The organism is Agrobacterium deltaense RV3 (assembly GCF_900013505.1).
In the GTDB taxonomy this organism is placed as follows: Bacteria; Pseudomonadota; Alphaproteobacteria; order Rhizobiales; family Rhizobiaceae; genus Agrobacterium; species Agrobacterium leguminum.
This window is the reverse complement of sequence record NZ_LT009746.1, coordinates 1,010,198-1,029,512: the sequence shown is the minus strand read 5'-3', so window position 1 is coordinate 1,029,512 and position 19,315 is coordinate 1,010,198. Positions and strand designations below refer to the sequence as shown.

General features: G+C 58.7%; 17 protein-coding genes (1 of these 17 only partly in view). 11 read left to right on the top strand and 6 right to left on the bottom strand.

Going from position 1 to position 19,315, the window contains the following annotated elements; translation table 11 throughout:
• Both hutC and AGR7B_RS19055 read right to left on the bottom strand, forming a co-directional pair.
• Positions 1-617 carry the 5' portion of a histidine utilization transcriptional repressor HutC gene (hutC, locus tag AGR7B_RS19060; RefSeq protein WP_078052209.1) on the bottom strand. It extends 109 nt beyond the left edge of the window, so the window shows 617 of its 726 coding nt (coding positions 1-617); its start codon is at positions 615-617; its stop codon lies beyond the left edge, outside the window.
• Positions 618-668: 51 nt separating this feature from the next.
• Positions 669-2,015 (bottom strand): formimidoylglutamate deiminase, encoded by a 1,347-nt coding sequence (locus AGR7B_RS19055; RefSeq protein ID WP_078052208.1) that lies wholly within the window; start codon positions 2,013-2,015, stop codon positions 669-671.
• 114 nt (positions 2,016-2,129) lie between these two features.
• Here AGR7B_RS19055 and hutI point away from each other — a divergent pair, with 114 nt between their 5' ends.
• From hutI to AGR7B_RS19030, 5 genes are all read left to right on the top strand, one after another.
• The gene (gene hutI / locus AGR7B_RS19050) at positions 2,130-3,389 is read left to right on the top strand and encodes an imidazolonepropionase (protein ID WP_080857594.1); all 1,260 of its coding nucleotides are present in this window, start codon (positions 2,130-2,132) and stop codon (positions 3,387-3,389) included.
• Positions 3,386-4,930, top strand: a complete 1,545-nt coding sequence (gene hutH / locus AGR7B_RS19045) for a histidine ammonia-lyase (protein WP_080857593.1) — start codon at positions 3,386-3,388, stop codon at positions 4,928-4,930. The genes hutI and hutH overlap by 4 nt, the downstream gene beginning before the upstream one ends.
• Before the next feature lies 1 nt (position 4,931).
• Complete coding sequence (gene hutG, locus AGR7B_RS19040) at positions 4,932-5,732, top strand: N-formylglutamate deformylase (protein WP_080857592.1); 801 nt, start codon at positions 4,932-4,934, stop codon at positions 5,730-5,732.
• Positions 5,733-5,743: 11 nt separating this feature from the next.
• Complete coding sequence (gene hutU / locus AGR7B_RS19035) at positions 5,744-7,417, top strand: urocanate hydratase (RefSeq protein ID WP_080857591.1); 1,674 nt, start codon at positions 5,744-5,746, stop codon at positions 7,415-7,417.
• Positions 7,418-7,478: 61 nt separating this feature from the next.
• Positions 7,479-8,048, top strand: coding sequence for a HutD/Ves family protein (locus tag AGR7B_RS19030; RefSeq protein ID WP_080857590.1), 570 nt, complete (start codon positions 7,479-7,481; stop codon positions 8,046-8,048).
• Between the two features lie 58 nt (positions 8,049-8,106).
• On the opposite strand, the gene AGR7B_RS19025 is transcribed toward AGR7B_RS19030, so the two are convergent.
• The 4 genes from AGR7B_RS19025 to AGR7B_RS19010 form a co-directional block, all read right to left on the bottom strand.
• On the bottom strand, positions 8,107-9,585 hold the full coding sequence (locus AGR7B_RS19025) for a M81 family metallopeptidase (protein ID WP_080857589.1): 1,479 nt from the start codon (positions 9,583-9,585) through the stop codon (positions 8,107-8,109).
• 71 nt (positions 9,586-9,656) lie between these two features.
• Positions 9,657-10,745, bottom strand: a complete 1,089-nt coding sequence (locus tag AGR7B_RS19020; protein WP_065656708.1) for a D-TA family PLP-dependent enzyme — start codon at positions 10,743-10,745, stop codon at positions 9,657-9,659.
• Between the two features lie 31 nt (positions 10,746-10,776).
• Positions 10,777-11,172, bottom strand: a complete 396-nt coding sequence (locus AGR7B_RS19015; RefSeq protein ID WP_065656677.1) for a RidA family protein — start codon at positions 11,170-11,172, stop codon at positions 10,777-10,779.
• A gap of 360 nt (positions 11,173-11,532) precedes the next feature.
• A complete protein-coding gene (locus AGR7B_RS19010; protein WP_080857588.1) occupies positions 11,533-12,918 on the bottom strand; it encodes an FAD/NAD(P)-binding protein in 1,386 nt (461 codons plus the stop codon).
• Positions 12,919-13,352: 434 nt separating this feature from the next.
• Between AGR7B_RS19010 and repA the strand changes: the two genes are divergently transcribed.
• From repA to AGR7B_RS18980, 6 genes are all read left to right on the top strand, one after another.
• Positions 13,353-14,567, top strand: a complete 1,215-nt coding sequence (repA, locus tag AGR7B_RS19005; protein WP_026363408.1) for a plasmid partitioning protein RepA — start codon at positions 13,353-13,355, stop codon at positions 14,565-14,567.
• The gene (gene repB / locus AGR7B_RS19000; protein WP_065656675.1) at positions 14,564-15,577 is read left to right on the top strand and encodes a plasmid partitioning protein RepB; all 1,014 of its coding nucleotides are present in this window, start codon (positions 14,564-14,566) and stop codon (positions 15,575-15,577) included. The genes repA and repB overlap by 4 nt, the downstream gene beginning before the upstream one ends.
• A gap of 185 nt (positions 15,578-15,762) precedes the next feature.
• Positions 15,763-17,040: a plasmid replication protein RepC gene (gene repC / locus AGR7B_RS18995; RefSeq protein WP_080857587.1), complete on the top strand. Its 1,278-nt coding sequence runs from the start codon at positions 15,763-15,765 to the stop codon at positions 17,038-17,040.
• A gap of 463 nt (positions 17,041-17,503) precedes the next feature.
• Positions 17,504-17,686, top strand: coding sequence for a hypothetical protein (locus AGR7B_RS18990; protein WP_080858173.1), 183 nt, complete (start codon positions 17,504-17,506; stop codon positions 17,684-17,686).
• Positions 17,687-17,784: 98 nt separating this feature from the next.
• On the top strand, positions 17,785-18,069 hold the full coding sequence (locus AGR7B_RS18985; RefSeq protein WP_080858172.1) for a hypothetical protein: 285 nt from the start codon (positions 17,785-17,787) through the stop codon (positions 18,067-18,069).
• A 46-nt stretch (positions 18,070-18,115) separates the two neighbouring features.
• Positions 18,116-19,315 (top strand): low temperature requirement protein A, encoded by a 1,200-nt coding sequence (locus tag AGR7B_RS18980; RefSeq protein WP_080857586.1) that lies wholly within the window; start codon positions 18,116-18,118, stop codon positions 19,313-19,315.

Genomic DNA, 19,315 nt, shown 5'->3' with positions numbered 1-19,315 from the left:
ACAAGACACGCCTGCCTGTCCGAAATACCGAGCAGGCGCGCGATCTCCTTCGACGGTGTTTCGGCGCTGATCCGGTGTTCGGCAGTGCTCCAGGGAACATGGCCGAGCAGCCAGGGGCCGGGCGCAACTTCGGTGAAGTCGGTTTCAGCCGCGTCCGGCACTGCCGTCAGACTGATGAGGCGCTGTTCGACACAGAATTCGCGTGCACCGGCGAAATGGATGCAGAGAATGTCGAGCAAGGGTGTCCCGACGGAAACGTCGAGCCGCTCACGATCAGCGCTTTTCGCGCTACGCCTTTCGCGCTTCAGTATTTTGAAGCCATAGTCGAGGCCAAGGGATTCGACCTCCGCCCCGATATCGTGAATTTGAAGAACGGCGGACTGGATCTGCGGCTGGCGAACGAAACTGCCGGATTTCTTGCGGCGTTCGATCAAACCGGCCTTGGCGAGCTGGCCCATGACCTTGTTCACGGTCATGCGCGAACAGTGATATTGATCGGCTAGGTCGACCTCGAAAGGCAACCGGTGGCCCGGCGGCCATTCTCCCGAAACGATCCGGCCCTCGATCTCAGTGAGGATACGCTGGTGCAGGGTCTGCCCGGCTGATGCTTTCGTCACGTCCGCAATGCCCTTCCCCGCTGGCCTTTTCCTGTTTCCGCCGAGCCCATATCAGCTATCGAGAAGTTCAGCCATGACCTTGTTGAAACGATCGGATATTTCGCGGCGGTGGATATGCCGGCCGGCCTGCACGCGCTTTTCGCCGCGCACCCAAACGGAATCGACAGAAATGCCGCCCGCGAATATCCACTGATCGAGAATCTGGGATGTCGGAAGATAAGAAACGGCCGAAACATCAAGAGAGACGAAATCGGCGCTTTTTCCATTTTCCAGACCATTTCGCGACGCCAGAGCTCTGCCGCCGCCCTCAAGAGCCTGCCGGAAGAGTTTTTCGCCCGTGGAATGGCCGGCATCGGCAATGACATTGCGTGCCCGATGCGAGAGGCGTTGCGAATATTCGAGCGTTCGCAATTCTTCCGGCACGGAAATCAGAATGTTGGAATCCGATCCGACGCCATAATGGCCGTTTTCAGCGAGAAACGCCGGAGCCGGAAAGATGCCGTCGCCGAGATTGGCTTCCGTGATAGGGCAAAGACCGGCAACAGCACCGCTTTTTGCCATGCCTCGCGTTTCGGTTTCCGTCATGTGCGTCGCATGAATAAGGCACCAGCGGCCATCGACCGGCGCGTTTTCAAGCAGCCATTCCACCGGTCTCGCACCGGAAAAGGCGAGCGAATCTTCCACTTCTTTCGTCTGTTCCGCCACATGAATATGGATCGGCCCGCCCTTTGCCAGCGGCTCGATGGCTGCCAGCTCGTCGCCGGTCACCGCACGCAGGCTGTGCGGCGCGATCCCGAGCGTGGCGCCCGGCAGCCTGTCCACCACGGCCTGCGCACCCTGCATCAGCTTTCCGTAACTGTCGAGCGAATGGATGAAACGCTTCTGCCCGTCGATTGGCGCCTGGCCGCCGAAACCGGAATGGGCATAAAAGACCGGCAGCAATGTGAGGCCGATACCCGTCTGCGAGGCGGCCGCGCCGATCCGTTCGGCCATTTCGGCGATATTGCCGTAATGCGAGCCATCCCTGTCATTATGCAGATAGTGAAATTCTCCAACCCGCCCGAAACCAGCCTCGAGCATTTCCATATAAAGCTGGGCAGCAACGGCCTCGACATGGTCAGGCGTCATGGAGAGCGCGAATTTATACATGACGGTGCGCCAGCTCCAGAAACTGTCATCGCCGGGACCACGGATTTCGGCAAGCCCGGCCATGGCGCGCTGAAAGGCGTGGCTGTGAAGATTTGGCATGGCCGGGACGATGACGGCATGTCGCTCATCCTGCGGCTGCGGGGAAACACCGGTTTCCACGGATAAAATAGCACCTTCGTCGCAGACGATGCGAACATCCTTCGCCCATCCATCCACCAGAAGCGCTGCGCCCGCGTGAATTGCCGTCATGCCACCCTCTCCTTTGGTTCTGTCCGGCAAGGCCATTTCAAACACGAAATTGCAGCTTGCCAAGCCGGTTATTATGTATATACATTTAACTCACAAAGGAAAGGCGAAAAGCAAATGCCAGGGAACAAATCTGCAAACGGAACGGCGACGGGGAACGCCACGGCTTTGTGGCGCAACGCCCGGCTGGCAACCTTCAATCCCGCCATGGAAGGCATCGGCGCCGTCGAAAACGCCGTCATTGCCGTGCGTAACGGCCGCATCGCCTTTGCCGGCCCTGAAGGCGATCTGCCCGCCGATCTGTCAACGGCCGATGAGACCCACGATTGCGGCGGCCGCTGGATCACCCCTGCCCTGATCGACTGCCACACCCATCTTGTCTTCGGCGGCAACCGCGCCATGGAATTCGAGATGCGGCTGAATGGGGCAACCTATGAAGAGATCGCCAAAGCGGGCGGCGGCATTGTTTCTTCGGTGCGCGACACGCGCGCGCTTTCGGAAGATGCTCTGGTGGCGCAGGCTTTGCCGCGCCTCGACACGCTTCTTTCCGAAGGCGTTTCCACGGTCGAAATCAAATCCGGTTACGGTCTCGACATTGAAACCGAGCTGAAAATGCTGCGCGTCGCCCGCAGGCTCGAGACATTGCGGCCGGTGCGCATCGTCACCAGCTATCTCGCCGCGCATGCGACACCTGCAGACTATAAGGGGCGCAACGCCGATTATATTGGCGATGTCGTTCTGCCTGGGCTGGAAAAAGCCCATGCGGACGGACTGGCGGATGCGGTTGACGGTTTTTGCGAAGGCATCGCCTTTTCCGTCGAGGAGATCGATCGGGTTTTCAAGGCTGCAAGACAGTATGGCCTTCCGGTCAAACTGCATGCCGAGCAGCTTTCCAACCTTGGCGGTTCCGAGCTTGCGGCATCCTATAACGCCCTTTCGGCCGATCATCTGGAATATCTTGATGAGGCCGGTGCGAAGGCGCTGGCGAAAGCAGGAACCGTGGCCGTGCTTCTTCCCGGCGCTTTCTACGCGCTCAGGGAAAAACAATTGCCGCCGGTGCAGGCCCTGCGCGATGCCGGGGCCGACATTGCGCTGGCAACGGACTGCAACCCCGGCACTTCACCGCTCACCTCCCTGCTGCTGACCATGAATATGGGCGCAACGCTTTTCCGCATGACCGTGGAAGAGTGCCTGACGGCGACGACACGCAACGCGGCAAAGGCGCTCGGCCTGCTTAGCGAAACCGGCACGCTGGAGGCTGGAAAATCCGCGGATTTTGCCATCTGGGACATCGAGCGTCCGGCAGAACTCGTCTACCGCATCGGTTTCAATCCGCTCCACGCCCGCATTTTCAAGGGACAGAAGGTTTGCCCATGACCATGAAGACCATCACGCTTCACCCCGGCAATGTGACCTTGGCCGATCTCGCCGCGATATACTGGGAGAACGGCAGCGCCAAACTCGACCGCAGCTTCGATAAAGGCATTGAAAAGGCGGCGGCCCGCATTGCGGAGATCGCTGCCGGCAATGCGCCGGTCTATGGCATCAATACCGGTTTCGGCAAGCTCGCTTCCATCAAGATCGACGCGGCCGATGTGGCGACGCTGCAGCGCAATCTCATCCTGTCGCATTGCTGCGGGGTCGGCGCACCGCTTCCTGAAAATGTCGTGCGGCTGATCATGGCGCTGAAGCTGGTTTCGCTCGGTCGCGGCGCATCCGGCGTGCGGCTGCAACTTGTGCGGCTGATCGAAGCCATGCTGGAGAAGGGCGTCATCCCCGTCATTCCCGAAAAGGGTTCGGTTGGGGCTTCCGGCGATCTCGCGCCGCTTGCCCATATGGCGGCGGTGATGATGGGCGAAGGCGAGGCCTTTTATGCGGGCGCGCTTCTGCCAGCGGGCGAAGCGCTTGCGAAAGCCGGACTGTCCCCGGTGGTGCTTGCCGCCAAGGAAGGGCTTGCGCTGATCAACGGCACGCAGACTTCGACGGCGCTGGCGCTCGCCGGTCTTTTCCGCGCCCATCGCGCAGCACAGGCGGCGCTGATTACCGGTGCGCTTTCCACAGATGCCGCCATGGGGTCTTCCGCACCTTTCCATCCCGATATTCACAGCCTGCGCGGCCATAAGGGCCAGATCGACGCCGGAGCGGCGCTTCGTAATCTGCTGGAAGGTTCGGAAATCCGCGTCAGCCATATCGAAGGTGACGAGCGGGTGCAGGATCCCTATTGCATTCGTTGCCAGCCGCAGGTGGATGGCGCCTGCCTCGATCTTCTGCGGCAGGTGGCCCGCACGCTGGAAATCGAAGCCAATGCCGTGACCGACAATCCGCTGGTGCTTTCAGACAATTCCGTCGTCTCCGGCGGCAATTTCCACGCCGAACCGGTGGCCTTTGCCGCCGACCAGACGGCGCTCGCCATTTGCGAGATCGGCGCAATCGCCCAGCGACGCGTGGCGCTGCTGGTCGATCCGGCCCTCTCCTATGGTCTGCCGGCCTTTCTTTCCAAAAAGCCCGGGCTGAATTCCGGCCTGATGATCGCCGAAGTCACCTCCGCCGCGCTGATGAGCGAGAACAAGCAGATGGCGCATCCGGCCTCGGTGGATTCCACACCGACCTCCGCCAATCAGGAAGACCATGTCTCCATGGCCTGCCATGGCGCGCGCCGCCTGCTGCCGATGACGGACAATCTCTTCGCTATTCTCGGCATCGAGGCGCTTTCGGCCGTGCAGGGCGTGGAACTGCGCGGGCCGCTGAAAACGAGCCCCGAACTGCAGAAGGTGATTGCCGCATTGCGCGCGGCGGTCCCTTCGCTGGAGGAAGACCGCTATATGGCGCCGGACCTGAAGGCTGCGGCGGAATTGATTGCCTCCGGCGCGCTGGTCGCGACGATTTCGGATGGCATTCTGCCGAAGCTGGAGGTTTGAGATGCGAGTCTTGGACGTCAAAGAAGGCACCTCGCCGATCATCCTCGGACTACCTCACACCGGCACGGATGTTCCGGCTGAGATTTGGGATCGTCTCAACGATAACGGCAAGATTCTCGCCGATACGGACTGGCATATCCATGAGCTCTATGCCGGCCTTCTCGAGGATGCGACAACGGTAAGGGCGACCTTCCATCGTTATGTGATCGACGCCAACCGCGACCCGGCCGGGGTAAGCCTTTATCCGGGCCAGAACACAACCGGGCTTGTTCCGGAGACCGATTTCGACGGCGAGCCGATCTGGAATGAAGGACAGGAACCCGCAGCGGACGATATCGCCTATCGTGTGGAAAACTTCCACGCGCCCTATCACGCGGCCCTTGCGGCGGAAATCGAGCGGGTCAAATCCATCCACGGCATCGCAATTCTTTATGATTGCCATTCGATCCGTTCGCATATTCCCTTCCTGTTCGAAGGCAAGCTGCCGGATTTCAACATCGGCACGGATATGGGCAAGACCTGCGATCCGACCATCGAAAAGATCGCCGTCGAGGTGAGCGCCGCAGCGGAGGGCTACGACAGCATTCTGAACGGTCGTTTCAAGGGCGGCTGGACGACGCGCCATTACGGAAAACCGCAGAGCGGCGTGCACGCCATTCAGATGGAGCTGGCGCAATCCACCCATCTTCAAAGCGAGACGCCGCCTTTTGCCTATGACACGGGCAAGGCCGAACGGCTTCGCTCCCATCTCAAAACCATTCTCACGCGCATGGAAAAATTTGCGCTCGACACGAAACGATAAGGGGAAAACACATGAACAATCCGCGCCACAATATTCGCGATGTCCGCTCGCCGCAGGGCACTGACCTCAATGCCAAAAGCTGGATGACGGAAGCCCCGCTGCGCATGCTGATGAACAATCTCGATCCTGACGTCGCCGAGCGCCCGCATGAGCTTGTCGTTTATGGCGGCATCGGCCGCGCCGCCCGCACCTGGGACGATTTCGACCGCATCGTCGCGACGCTGAAGGATTTGAACGAGGACGAAACCCTCATCGTGCAGTCCGGCAAGCCGGTCGGCGTGTTCCGCACCCACAAGGATGCGCCGCGCGTGCTGATCGCCAACTCCAACCTCGTGCCGCACTGGGCGAACTGGGATCATTTCCACGAGCTGGATAAGAAAGGCCTTGCCATGTACGGCCAGATGACGGCCGGTTCGTGGATCTACATCGGCACTCAGGGCATCGTGCAGGGTACCTATGAAACCTTCGTCGAGGCCGGCCGCCAGCACTATGACGGCAACCTGAAGGGCAAGTGGATTCTCACCGGCGGTCTCGGCGGCATGGGCGGCGCACAGCCGCTCGCCGCCGTCATGGCCGGCGCCTGCTGCCTCGCCGTCGAATGCGATGAAACCCGCGTCGATTTCCGCCTGCGCACCCGTTATGTCGATGCGAAGGCGCATACGCTCGATGAGGCACTGGCCCTGATCGACCAGTGGACCAAGGCGGGCGAGGCGAAATCCGTCGGCTTGATCGGAAATGCGGCGGAAATCTTCCCCGAACTCGTCCGTCGCGGCGTTCGTCCCGATATCGTTACCGACCAGACCTCGGCGCACGATCCCGTCCATGGTTACCTTCCGGCCGGATGGACCGTTGCCGAATGGCGCGCCAAGCAGGAAAGCGACCCGAAGGCCGTTGCGGCTGCCGCTCGCGCCTCGATGAAGGTGCATGTGCAGGCCATGGTCGATTTCTGGAACGCCGGCGTTCCGACGCTCGATTACGGCAACAATATCCGCCAGGTCGCCAAGGATGAGGGCCTCGAAAACGCCTTCGCCTTTCCGGGCTTCGTGCCGGCCTATATCCGCCCGCTGTTTTGCCGCGGCATCGGCCCGTTCCGCTGGGCCGCCCTTTCCGGCGATCCGGAAGACATCTACAAGACCGACGCCAAGGTGAAGGAACTGTTGCCAGACAACAAGCACCTGCACAACTGGCTGGACATGGCGCGCGAGCGCATCGCTTTTCAGGGCCTGCCGGCGCGTATTTGCTGGGTCGGCCTTGGCGACCGCCACCGTCTCGGCCTCGCCTTCAACGAAATGGTGAGGAACGGTGAGCTGAAGGCGCCGATCGTCATCGGACGCGACCATCTGGATTCCGGCTCTGTCGCCTCGCCCAACCGCGAGACCGAGGCCATGAAGGATGGCTCGGACGCCGTTTCCGACTGGCCGCTCCTGAACGCGCTGCTCAACACCGCATCCGGCGCGACCTGGGTGTCGTTGCACCACGGCGGCGGCGTCGGCATGGGCTTCTCGCAGCATTCCGGCATGGTCATCTGCGCCGATGGCACCGACGATGCCGCTCGCCGGCTGGAGCGCGTGCTGTGGAATGACCCGGCAACCGGCGTCATGCGCCATGCCGATGCCGGTTACGACATCGCCGTGGAATGCGCCAAGGAACAGGGCCTGCGCCTGCCCGGCATTCTCGGCAATTGATCCTCTTTCGGCCGGAAAGAGAAACACCTTTCCGGCCGATCCCTCTCAACGGTGGAAAACCATGACCCTGCTGCGCGCAAGCGATTACAAGCGAATGCCCTGGAAAAACGGCGGCGGTGAGACGGTGGAAATCGCCATCTTCCCACCCGCGTCTTCCGTCGAGAATTTCGACTGGCGCATCAGCATGGCGACGGTGACGAGCGACGGGCCGTTTTCGATCTTCCCCGGCATAGACCGCACCCTCTCCATTCTTGAGGGAAACGGCATGGCGCTGGCAATTGCGGCCGGCGATCCGCTGTTGCTGACAATGGAAAGCCCACCCCTGCCCTTTCCGGCCGATGTTCCCGTGAATGCGACCCTACCCGATGGCGCGATCACCGATCTGAACGTCATGACCCGCCGCTCGCGCTTTCGTCATGTCGTTAAAAGACATTCCGGCCCGTTTTCGGGAAAAGCCGCCGGAAACACGACGCTTGTTCTGGCGCTCGACCCGCTGACGATTTCAACCGGTGAAGGCGAGAAACGATTGGGGAAGCTGGATGGTCTGCTGATCGAAGGCGGTTTACCGTTCACCGTCGAAGGAGATCGAAGCGAAAGCGCGTTTTTCCTGATCACCCTCGAGCGTCTCTGAAGCCTTCCGGAAAAGGCTTCACAAGTTCCGTCCGGATAATGCTCAAACCGCTTCCGCCTCAGTCCAGGCCCAGCGGATCGGCCACCCGTGGCCAAAGCTCTAGGCTCGCCTTGCGATAGGGCGTTTTCGCCGGATCGGTCGGATAAGACGTCGGGGCCGCGATATAAACGATCTCGGAGGCAACCGGCGCAAACCCCGCATGGAAATGGTTGGTGGACTTGACCAGCAGCACGTCTTTCTTCGCGAAATCCACGCCGAGATTGGAAAAGATATCCGGCTCATAAGTTTGCGTGCGGCTGGTGATGAGGATGATATCGATCTGCGTACCGAGCGGCCGGACAACAGCGGCACGGCCGAGCGTTACGCGGCTGTTGCGGAAACTCTGCCAGCCGGCCTCTGCCGTGCGCATCACCTTTATGCGGAAATCAAGGGGCTCGCCGCCTTCCGGGCTGGATTTGCCGCCGATGCGCAGATCGATCTCGGCGCCCTCGCCCGCCGCGTGACAGAAAGACACCGCAATCGGGTCCCAGATCGTCGCGACGGCAATATTGTCCATGCCGCGCTCCACCATGCGCCGCAGAATATGGGTCGCGTCACCGGCGACGCCGCCGCCCGGATTGTCCCAGATATCCGATACGACGACCGGCCTGTCCGGATTGTTGCTGCGAATGGCAAGAACCTGGTCGAGACCCGATTCCGTATCCAGCATCGGCATGGCGGTCAGTTTTCGCATGGCATAAAGCTCATGGCCGAGCTTTTCGGCCAGCGCATCGCCCTTTGCCCTGTCATTATCGGTCACGACAACGATGCGCGTTCCCATATCCGGCACATCGCCCGCCATAAAACCGTGAATGACGGAGATCGACAGGATGCCATCCCTGCCTTCCATCGCCTTCAGTCGGTCGACGTAAGAGCGCATCGGCTCGCGGCTGGTGGGATAAATGGTGATCATGCGGCAATCGAAAGTGGAGATGACCGGCTTGATCTCCCCCCGAAGCGTGCGCAGCGCCATTTCCACTACATGCTCGCCGCGCTCTTCGAAATCCGTATGTGGAAACTCCAGAAACGTCGCCATTATATCGAGATTTTTGACCCGAAGCGGCGTCAGATGGCTGTGCGGATCGAATTCCGCCGCAACCAGCACATCCGGTCCGACCAATGCGCGGACGCGCGACAGGAAATCCCCTTCCGGATCGTCATAACCCTGTGCCACCATGGCGCCGTGCAGACCGAGCACCACCGCATCGATCGGCATTGCGGCGCTGAGTTCTGCGAGAATCGTATCCCGCAGCGTTTCATAGGTCTGGCGCTGGATGAGGCCCGCCGGTTCCGCCCAGCAGGAAGTTCCCTCTATTACCGTGAACCCTTCCGCCTTACCACGACGGCGCAAGATCGGCACTGGCGACGAGCAGAGCGTCGGCGTTTCGGGATGTTCCCCCGGCCCGGCATAAAAAGCCGCGCGAAAGGCGTCCATATCCGTCGGGACAGGTGAAAACGTGTTGGTTTCGGTGGCGAGTGACGCCGTGAAGATGCGCATGTCTCTAGATTCTCGTTACCGCAATCTGCCCTTCGGCAGCTTTATTTCAGGATTTAATTAGCCGGGTAATTTTACCAGACTGTACCGCGCGCCGCGACCTGCTCAACCCGCGTCACGACACCGTTTCGATGGAAAACCATCCTGTCGAAAAGATTGCTGACAACGCAGGTGTGGTTCGGAACGACCTTGACCACATCGCCGATTTCAGGCCGGCCCGAGGCGCAGCCGGATAGATCGACGACCGCATGTTCTTCCGAAAGCGAGATGATTTTCGCACCGTCATAGCCTTCGAGCAGCCCGTAATCGCTGAAACCCAGAAGATCCGAGGTCAGGGCCTTGGAGCCGCAATCCAGCACAGCCCGATCGGCTGTCGGTCGCGATACGACGGTGGCAAGAACATGCATGGCGAGATCGCCCGCTGTGCAATGTCCGGCGCGCAGCATGGCGCGATCATTATAAACATAGGTGCCGGCCCGATGTTCGGTGGCGGAAGGAACGAGATGCGCGGCGTAAAAATCCGGAGAACCGCCGCTGGATCGCACCGGGCAATCCATGCCCTTTGCCGCCAGCAATGCCATGGTCTCGCGAAGGAAATTTTCCACCGTCGCGGCGCCTCCCGGTGCCGGATAGGTCAAAATGCCCTTGAATGTGAGGCCCGGTGCCGCCGCGATCTTTTCCGCAAGCGCCAGTGCCGCTTCCGGCGTCTGCACACCGCAGCGCTTACCGCCCGTGTCGCATTCGATCAGTACGGCAAGCGGCCTTGCCGCATCGAATGTATCGGCAAGGCCGGCAATCGTGACCACGCTATCGGCAACCACGCTCAACCGGCCGATGCGCGCATTCAGCGCCTTCAGCCGCGACAGCTTTGCTGCACCGAGAATATTATAGGTAATCAGAATGTCATCAAAACCGGCATCCGCAAAAACCTCCGCCTCACTGACTTTCTGGCAATTAATGCCGATGGCACCGGCCTGAAGCTGCTGCTTTGCGACGGCGGGTATCTTGTGCGTCTTGATATGCGGCCGAAAGGCCTTGCCGTGGTCATCCAGATAAGATTGCGCCCTGAGGATATTGGCGGCGAGCCTGTCCTCGTCGATGACAGGCATCGGCGTCGAAATCGCATTGAGGGGTGTGCCCGCATCAGGCCAGGGATAGGTCATCATCTACTCTCAAACATCGGCAAATTGGGCTTCAGGTCAGCGGCTTATAGGCGATAACGTCCATTTCCACCTTGGCATCGACCATCAACGGAGATTGCACGGTGGAGCGTGCGGGCGGATGATCGATGAAATATTTCTGGAAGACAGCGTTAAAGCTCGAAAAATCCCGGGCATCGTCCAGCCAGACATTGACCTTGACCACATCCGCAAGCGTACAATCGGCAAGCGCCAGAACATCCTTGATATTCGCAACCACCTGCTCGGTCTGCGCCACGATTCCGCCGGTCACCACCTCGCCATCGACGGTCGGCACCTGCCCGGAAACATAAACGAAATCGCCGGCCCGGACGGCCTTGGCAAATGGTCGCCGCTGTCCACCAGCCTGATTGTCCGCCGCCTCATATCGTATCAGTTTCGGCTTTTGCATAAGTCCTCGCAAATTATTTTCATAATTTCAGAAATTTTCGCGATTTGTAGCCGATTTCATGGCGCATTTCCATAAGCAATGTAAATTATTTAGCAATCGGGCACATTACGTGCGAAATCCGCCGCCACGCTTTCTGCTGTTGATTACAGGGAAATATACGGCTTATGGTCGATATATGCCATGATTCAAGTAAGAACAGCGCGCTTATCCTGCGGTTCCCATCGGCATTCGCGCTGCGTTCCACTCGCCAATTGGGCATCCATGGAATTTCCAGCACATTATTCAGAGAACAAGTTTGCCGCGGCTAACCTCTTAGGACAGGTACTAGGCACGTCTGACTGCGGCCGGCCCTTCACCAGCTCATCCCCGTGCGGAAAGCCGATCGCTCGCTGTCACTCTGTCCGTGATCTCTTGCGCGATCTTCTGCGCCTGCACACGAATATCCGGAACGGCGGTAATTTCCCAGAAGCGGCCCGCCGTCAACGCACCGGCGGCGAAAAGACCGGGCCAGCTTCGTCCGTCAGTCCGCAGCAAACGAGACTGGCGATCGACTTCTACACCGAGCCCGAAGGGATCGAGCAAAATAACACCGTCCCCACGCATCGTTTCAAGAAGCCGCGAATGGCGGATGCCGGCCCGCTCCATTCCCGTGCAATTGACGACCCAATCGACCTGCAGCTCCTTCAATATCTGCGTATGCCTGCGGCGGTAACGCACGGCGATCCCCTCCTCCCCTTCTTCCATGGAGCGAAGGTAACCTGCATGAATTTCAAGAACACCATCTGAAAGCAACTTCCCGAAGGCGCGAGACACTTCCGGCGCGATACGGTGCCGATGGATGTTCCACCACGGCAAGGCATGCCGAAGGAACCGGCCGCGTTGCGCAGGTGTAAGACGTTGCCAAAGCGATTGAGTTTGCGGTCGCAAGCCATCCATGACCGTGCGCCATGGCGCACCATCGCGCACCTGCTTGCGCAGAGCGTGCAGCAACCAGCTAATCTCCGTCGAGCCTTCGGGTAAATTCGGCTCCACAGGCGGTGACGGAGGGCTGACATGCGGATGCGGCACCAGACCACGACGGGACAGGACATGGATTGGCCCTTGATGTCCTTTTCCCCGCAAAATCAAAACCTGATCGATCATCGTCAGGCCCGACCCCAGAATACAAATGCGATCCCCGGCTTTGATTTTGGACAACCATCCCGGCTGCCAGCAGTGGCCAATGATACGTTGCGGCCCCTCTTCTTCCCTTGCGACAGTTTGCACCGGCAAACTCGCCGCGCCGACACCCAGACACAGAACGACATTCTGCGCGCGCAGCTGCTCACCATTTTCCAGCGCAAAAGAAAACCCGCCTGCACCATCCGGCCGACAGGCAGAAGCCTTGGCCCGAACGAAGTCCACCCGGGCCCGTTGCTCCCTGCTTCTGAGCAGGCCGGCCAACCTGTCGCGAAGATAAAGACCGTAATCACCGCGCGAGGCGAACAGCAGGGGATTGTCCGCGATCCCGTTTTCCGCCAACCAGTCGACAAAGTCATCAGGCTTGTCAGGGAAGACACTCATTCGCCCGGCCGGCACATTCAGACGATGATAGGGCAGCTCCGTGCGATAGGCGGTGCCGCGCCCGAAATCCGACTCATCGCCGACGATAGCGATAGAGGCTTCCGCGGGCAGTGACGATAGAAGATGGGCAGCGGTACAGATTGCCGAAAAACCCGACCCGACGAGAGCGACATCATAGGACATTCATTCCTCCAACCTGCGACAGCTTGAACAGCCAGACGACGGGTGCCGAACCCAATGATACTCTAGTCAACGAGTAGAGATTAAACAGATGCGAATGTCCACCCTTCACTTTCTGGCGCCGGGATTATCGGAGGCATAGAAGATCAAACCCAAAAGTTAGCCGCGGCAAACTTCCGCACGGGGGCGGATATTCGGGCACCAAACGACGCGACAATGCCCTTCTTTATGATCAACAACGAGAAGTTAGCCGCGGCTAACCGTCAAACGGTCACAAAAAGCAAATGTGATTCTTCCACAATGCTTTAGCGGCACTTTCCAACCTGAGAAAAAAGCCTATTGCGCCAAAAAGAGAATCGGCGCTTATATCTCAGTTGCGGAAAAAACCGCCTTTTTCGAAAAAAACCGCTACTGCAATTTCGAGCGAAAGAAGACCGATGACACAGAGTGCCGATTTAAGACGTGCCGCAGGAGCACCCGACCTGACGAGTCTTATACAACAGCATTCGGCTGCGTTGTCAGCCCAATTGCAGGCTCATAATGCAAATACATTTTCACCGCACACCGAAAAGAGCATGCGCCATTTTTCACCGGCGGAAACCGCACGGTTGATCGGCATCGGCGAAGCCTATCTTCGCCAGATCGCCGCCGAGCGTCCGGAGCTCGATGCGGCGCAGGCTTCCGGCCGTCGTTCCTATTCCGTCGAGGATATGGACGAGATCAGAAAATTCCTCGATCAGGGCGCGCGTGGCACACGCCGTTATCTGCCGCATCGCCGTGACGGTGAAGAGTTGCAGGTCATTGCGGTCATGAACTTCAAGGGCGGTTCGGGCAAAACCACGACATCTGCGCATCTGGCGCAATATCTGGCGCTGCGCGGTTACCGGGTACTTGCCATCGATCTCGATCCGCAGGCCAGTCTGTCCGCTCTCTTCGGTCATCAGCCGGAGATCGATGTCGGTCCGAATGAAACGCTTTACGGCGCGATCCGCTACGACGATGAACGCCGACCGATCGCGGAGATCGTTCGTGGTACCTATATTCCCAATCTCCATATCGTTCCGGGCAATCTGGAACTTATGGAATTCGAACACGACACGCCCCGCGCGCTGATGCGTCGCGCACCGGGAGATACCTTGTTTTTTGCCCGCATCGGCCAGGCAATAGCCCAGGCGCAGAACTTCTATGACGTTGTGGTCATCGATTGCCCGCCACAGCTCGGTTATCTGACACTTTCGGCGCTGACGGCTGCCACATCGGTTCTTGTCACCGTTCATCCGCAAATGCTCGATGTGATGTCGATGAACCAGTTCCTTGCCATGACCGGCGATCTTCTCGCTGAAATCGGCAGGGCGGGCGCGCGTTCCGACTACAACTGGATGCGTTACCTGATCACCCGTTTTGAACCGAGCGATGGGCCGCAAAACCAGATGGTCGCGTTCCTGCGCTCGATTTTCGGTGAAAACGTCCTCATCCACCCGATGCTGAAGAGCACGGCCGTCTCGGATGCCGGACTGACCAACCAGACACTTTTTGAAGTGGAAAGAACCCAGTTCACCCGGTCCACCTATGACCGCGCACTGGAAGCCATGAACAACGTAAACGCTGAAATCGAAGGACTGATTAAAAAAGCGTGGGGTAGGGCAGCATGAGCAGAAAACAGATTTTCGCCAATCTCGGTACGCCGGGCGCCGACAGCAACGAGGCTGCCACCGAGCGGTCGCGTCCGCGTATCCGGCCCATCCTCGGTTCTCCTGAACTCGTGACGGATGTTCTGAATTCCCCGGTCGGCATGATCGGCCAGTCGCTCAACGAAGTATCGGAACGCGCCAAGCGGGCAGAAGAGATCGAAAAGCAGCTCGCCGAAGGTCTTACGATCGTTTCGCTCAACCCTGCCGACATCGATCCCTCTTTCATACCGGATCGCATGCCAGCCTCGGAAGAGGCGGATGCTGGCCTGATAGAGGCCATTCGTGAACAGGGCCAGCAGGTTCCCATTCTGGTGCGCCCGCATCCCGAATTCCCCGGCCGTTATCAGGTCGCCTTCGGCCATCGTCGCCTGCGCGCCGTTTCCAGCCTCGGTATTCCGGTCAAGGCGGTCGTTCGTGATCTCAGCGACGAGCAGCTTGTCGTTGCCCAGGGACAGGAAAACAACGAGCGCCGCGACCTCACCTATATCGAAAAGGCGCGTTTTGCCCAGAAACTGCAAATGCGGTTTCCTCGCGATACGATCATGGCCGCCATGTCGCTGCACAAGGGCGATCTCTCCAACATGCTTTCGGTTGTCGGCCGTATTCCCGAAGATTTGGTCGATCTGATTGGCCCGGCCCCGACTGTCGGCCGTCGTAACTGGATGGATCTTGCCGATCAGCTTTCCTCCTCTCAGGTCAAGGAAGCAGCCCGCGCCTATGTCAAGGACGCATCGGTTGCCGCCCTGCCATCGGAAGAACGTTTCAAGTCGCTTCTGGATTTTCTGAAGCCCAAGGCGCAGGCGAAAAAAACCGGCGTCTGGTCATCGCAAACCGGCGGTCGACTGGCAAAGGTGGTCGAAAGCGACCGCAAGCTGGATATCTCCATCGACAAGAACGAAGCCCCGGAATTTGCCGAGTTCGTTCTCGAACATCTTCAGACGCTGTTTGCCGAATACCGGTCCAAGCAGTGATTTTTAACTCGAACGACTAACAGGAGACGCATCACAAAAGAAAAAAGCCCCCGAACGTTGCCGCGCGGAAGCCTTTCTTTGATTTAAGCACCCGAAGAATCTCATTTCCGCGAATCATAGTCAAGAGTCTTGGCATCGAATTTTTCGGTGAGCGATTTTCTTTTGCCTTGTGAAAGGTGAAAGACATGGACAGCACATGTGTAACGACGCCCTTTGGGCGGCGAGCGATGTCGTTTGGCGTCCTCGCAACCCAGTTTGCCGCGCAGAAAAACAAGAAAATCGAAGCGGTCGATAAATGGAAACTCTATCGTTCGGTCTGCGAAGCCAGGCCATTGCTCCGCGTGACTGATCGCTCGCTCGCGGTTCTGAACGCGCTTTTGAGTTTTTATCCGAAGAACGAGCTTTCCAGCGAAGCCGGATTGGTCGTCTTCCCGTCGAATACGCAATTGTCACTCAGGGCCCATGGCATGGCCGAGCAGACGTTGCGGCGGCATCTCTCGGCTCTTGTCGAGGCCGGTCTTATCATTCGCAAGGACAGCCCGAACGGAAAACGATACGCCCGCAAGCACAGGGGAGGGGAAATCAGCGAGGCTTACGGTTTTTCGCTGGCGCCGCTTCTTGCCCGCAAAGCGGAAATCGAGGAACTGGCCGAACGCATCGTCAGCGAGCGGCTCGATCTTCAGCGGCTTCGTGAAAATATCAGCCTTTGCCGCCGCGATATCCAGAAACTCTGCGAGATGATTGCCGCGAGCGGTGAAGTCGAAACCTTCGAAGGGTTTCAGACCCGCTACAATGCCATTGCCGGCTCTCTCGGCCGCAATTCCAAGCCGGCGGAGCTTCGGGAAATCGCCGGATTTTTGGCCTCGTTGCGCGCGGAAGTGACCAACTATCTGGAAAATATTGAAAAATCGGAAAAAACGGGCGGCAATGACTGCCAAAATGAGCGCCTCATAAAGAATTCAGAATCCGAATCCATATCTGAACGGCAAGATTTGCGCGAACCGGCAACCGTTGCACCCGCCAGCACGGCAAGCACCCAGCCCGCATATGTTTCGCCCGTCAGTACAAAAGCTTCGCCGCAGTCAGCAAAGCCTGTTCTTCATAAGCAATTTTTTGTTCCTGATATTGTTTTGGTTTTGAAGGCTTGCCCGGATATCTCGCTCTATGCCCCAGGCGGAGCGGTTACCGGATGGCGCGATCTCGAAGTGGCGACATCCGTCATCAAAACCATGTTCAACATCAGCCAGTCAGCGTATCAGGATGCCCTCCTCACATTCGGCCGACAGGGAACGGCAGCCATTCTCGCATGCCTTTTGCAGAAAGCGGACCAGATAAGCTCGCTCGGCGGATATCTGCGTAATCTGACCCGTAAGGCGCAGGAAGGCGGCTTCGATGTGCAGACAATGCTTCTGGCGCAGTTGCGAGGGCGTAAGGACACCATGGAGGCGAACATGCTTTCGTGAGTTCTCACGGGCCGCGCGAAATGGTCATCGCTTGCGGAAAAAGCAGACGGAAGTTACATTAACGCCGTTTCCGCAAGTAGAAAGAGATTCGCATGAGGGTGCTGTAGCAACAGTGCAGCCGGTGGATTTCTATGGTTAATGCAAAGTAATGAAAACTAAGTTCTATTTAGCTTTCGTTTGCGTTTTTCCCTGATTGGTTTCAATCGCTTGAGTCGAGGCTGTTTTTCGTCGAAATGGCGACGAGAAGAGCGGAAAAGTGCAATCTGTATGCAAGAAGCACGTGGCAAAACACGTGTTGGGTACTGAATGGAAGTCCATGCCCGAGCGCCACAAAACCGGGATATGGCCCCATCGGAAGTGACTGGACGGGGGATTGACAAAGCCTCGCGCCGAGGGCGGCGAAGTTGAACTTTCTGCAAGGTCCTGCGTTTGGGCTTGATTGCTTGAACGGATGGCTGAGCTGATGAATTTTCCGGATGACATGGAACTGGCCGTCGCCCTCTACATGGCGGATAACGCCTTGCCGCGGGAAAGGGCTATCGAAAAGCTCCTGAGAGCGGAGCTCGAAAACACTGGCCATCTGCCCGGTGGTGAAGGTCGACCGCCGGAGATTGTCGGTGGGAAACCGAGCGCCGACTATGTTTAATATAGCTCCTACCTTGATGGGGATCGCTGACGAGCGGCGGAACCAAAGCGGGCGAGGGCTGTTTATGGCGCAACTAACTGTGCCAGGATATGCGCCCCATGTTTCCCAGATCATTTATTATCTCAGCCGCACTCACCGCGATGACGAGCCTGCCTGCAATTGCCCAGCCTCTCGAGGTCAGCACGCTTGCGGTTTCCAGCGCCGACAGCATTCCACTTTCGCCCAAGGCTGTGACCCCGAACTACATTACCGACGTCTCTGGGAAGAAAGTCCGTCTGGTTGGGCCGCGCTTTTATCCCGACAATGCGCGGGCGCTGGAGTTTCCCGGCCGAAGGTCGAACCCGGTTGTATCGGGGAGCGAAGAGGCTTTATCGCAACGGTGAGGGGGCGTGGTGAGAAGACCGGTCGAAATCTTGCGGCGGAGGTGGAATGAGAACCGGGGGTGAGCTTCAACGACGCAAAGCGGATGCGGAAAGCTGGATAAGGCAGGAGGGCCAGGACGCCGGCAAAGCCAGTTTCCCCGAACTGTTCTTCGATCTGGTCTTTGTTTTCGCGCTGATCCAGCTCTCCCACGCGCTGGCCAAGGATTTTGGGCCGACGGCTGCGCTTGAGGCTGGCATCCTGATATTGTCGCTCTGGTGGCTATGGATACACACCACCTGGATCACAAACCTGCTGAACACGGAAAAGGAGCCAGTCAGGATCCTGCTGTTCGTGCTGATGTTCGGCGGCGTTCTGCTGGCCATCGCGCTGCCGGAGGCTTTTGCGGAACAGGGCCTTGTCTTCGCCCTGATCTACAGCGTGATGCAGGTCGGTCGAAGCCTGTTCGCCCTCTATGCGTTCAGGGGTGAAGACCGGCAGTCTTATCTGGTCTTCGTGCGCGTGACGATCTGGCTCGTGGTATCGAGCCTGTTCTGGCTGGCCGGTGGGCTTGTCGATCTGGCGGATCGCATTCTCCTGTGGGGCATCGCACTTGCAATTGAATATGCCGGCCCCGCCTGCCGTTATGTCGTGCCGGGCGTAGCCTCGAGCGACGAGGACAGGCTGCATCTTTCCGGCGAGCATCTGGCGGAGCGATGTGCGCTCTTCGTCATCATCTGCCTTGGCGAAACGATCCTGACCACGGGACGCACGGCCACCGAATATATGAATTCGGGCCTGACGTTCATCGTCTTCTGCTCCGCTTTCGTCAGTACCGTGGCGATGTGGTGGATTTATTTCCATCACGGGCAGGAAGAGGCGTCGAGAAAAGCCGAGAATGCCGAAGAAAAGGCGAAGATCGCCCATAATCTTTTTAACTACGGGCATTTGCCCATCGTGGCCGGTATCATCCTGACGGCGGTGGGTGAAGATTTCAGCCTCTCCCATGCGCGGGATGGCGCAACGATGCGCGAGGCGCTCGCCATTCTCGGCGGTCCGGTCCTGTTTCTGGCCGGCAATATCGGCGTCAAGATCGCCGCCGCCTATCAGCGACCGGTTTCGCATTTTGCCGGCGTGGCGGCGCTCTGCCTGCTTTTGCCGGTGCCGGGTATTCCGCTTTTCGTGCTGCAACTGGTGAGCACGGCAATTCTTCTGCTTGTCGCCCTTTGGGAATATCTGGCGCTGAAAAGGGCGGTCGCCAATGCCTGA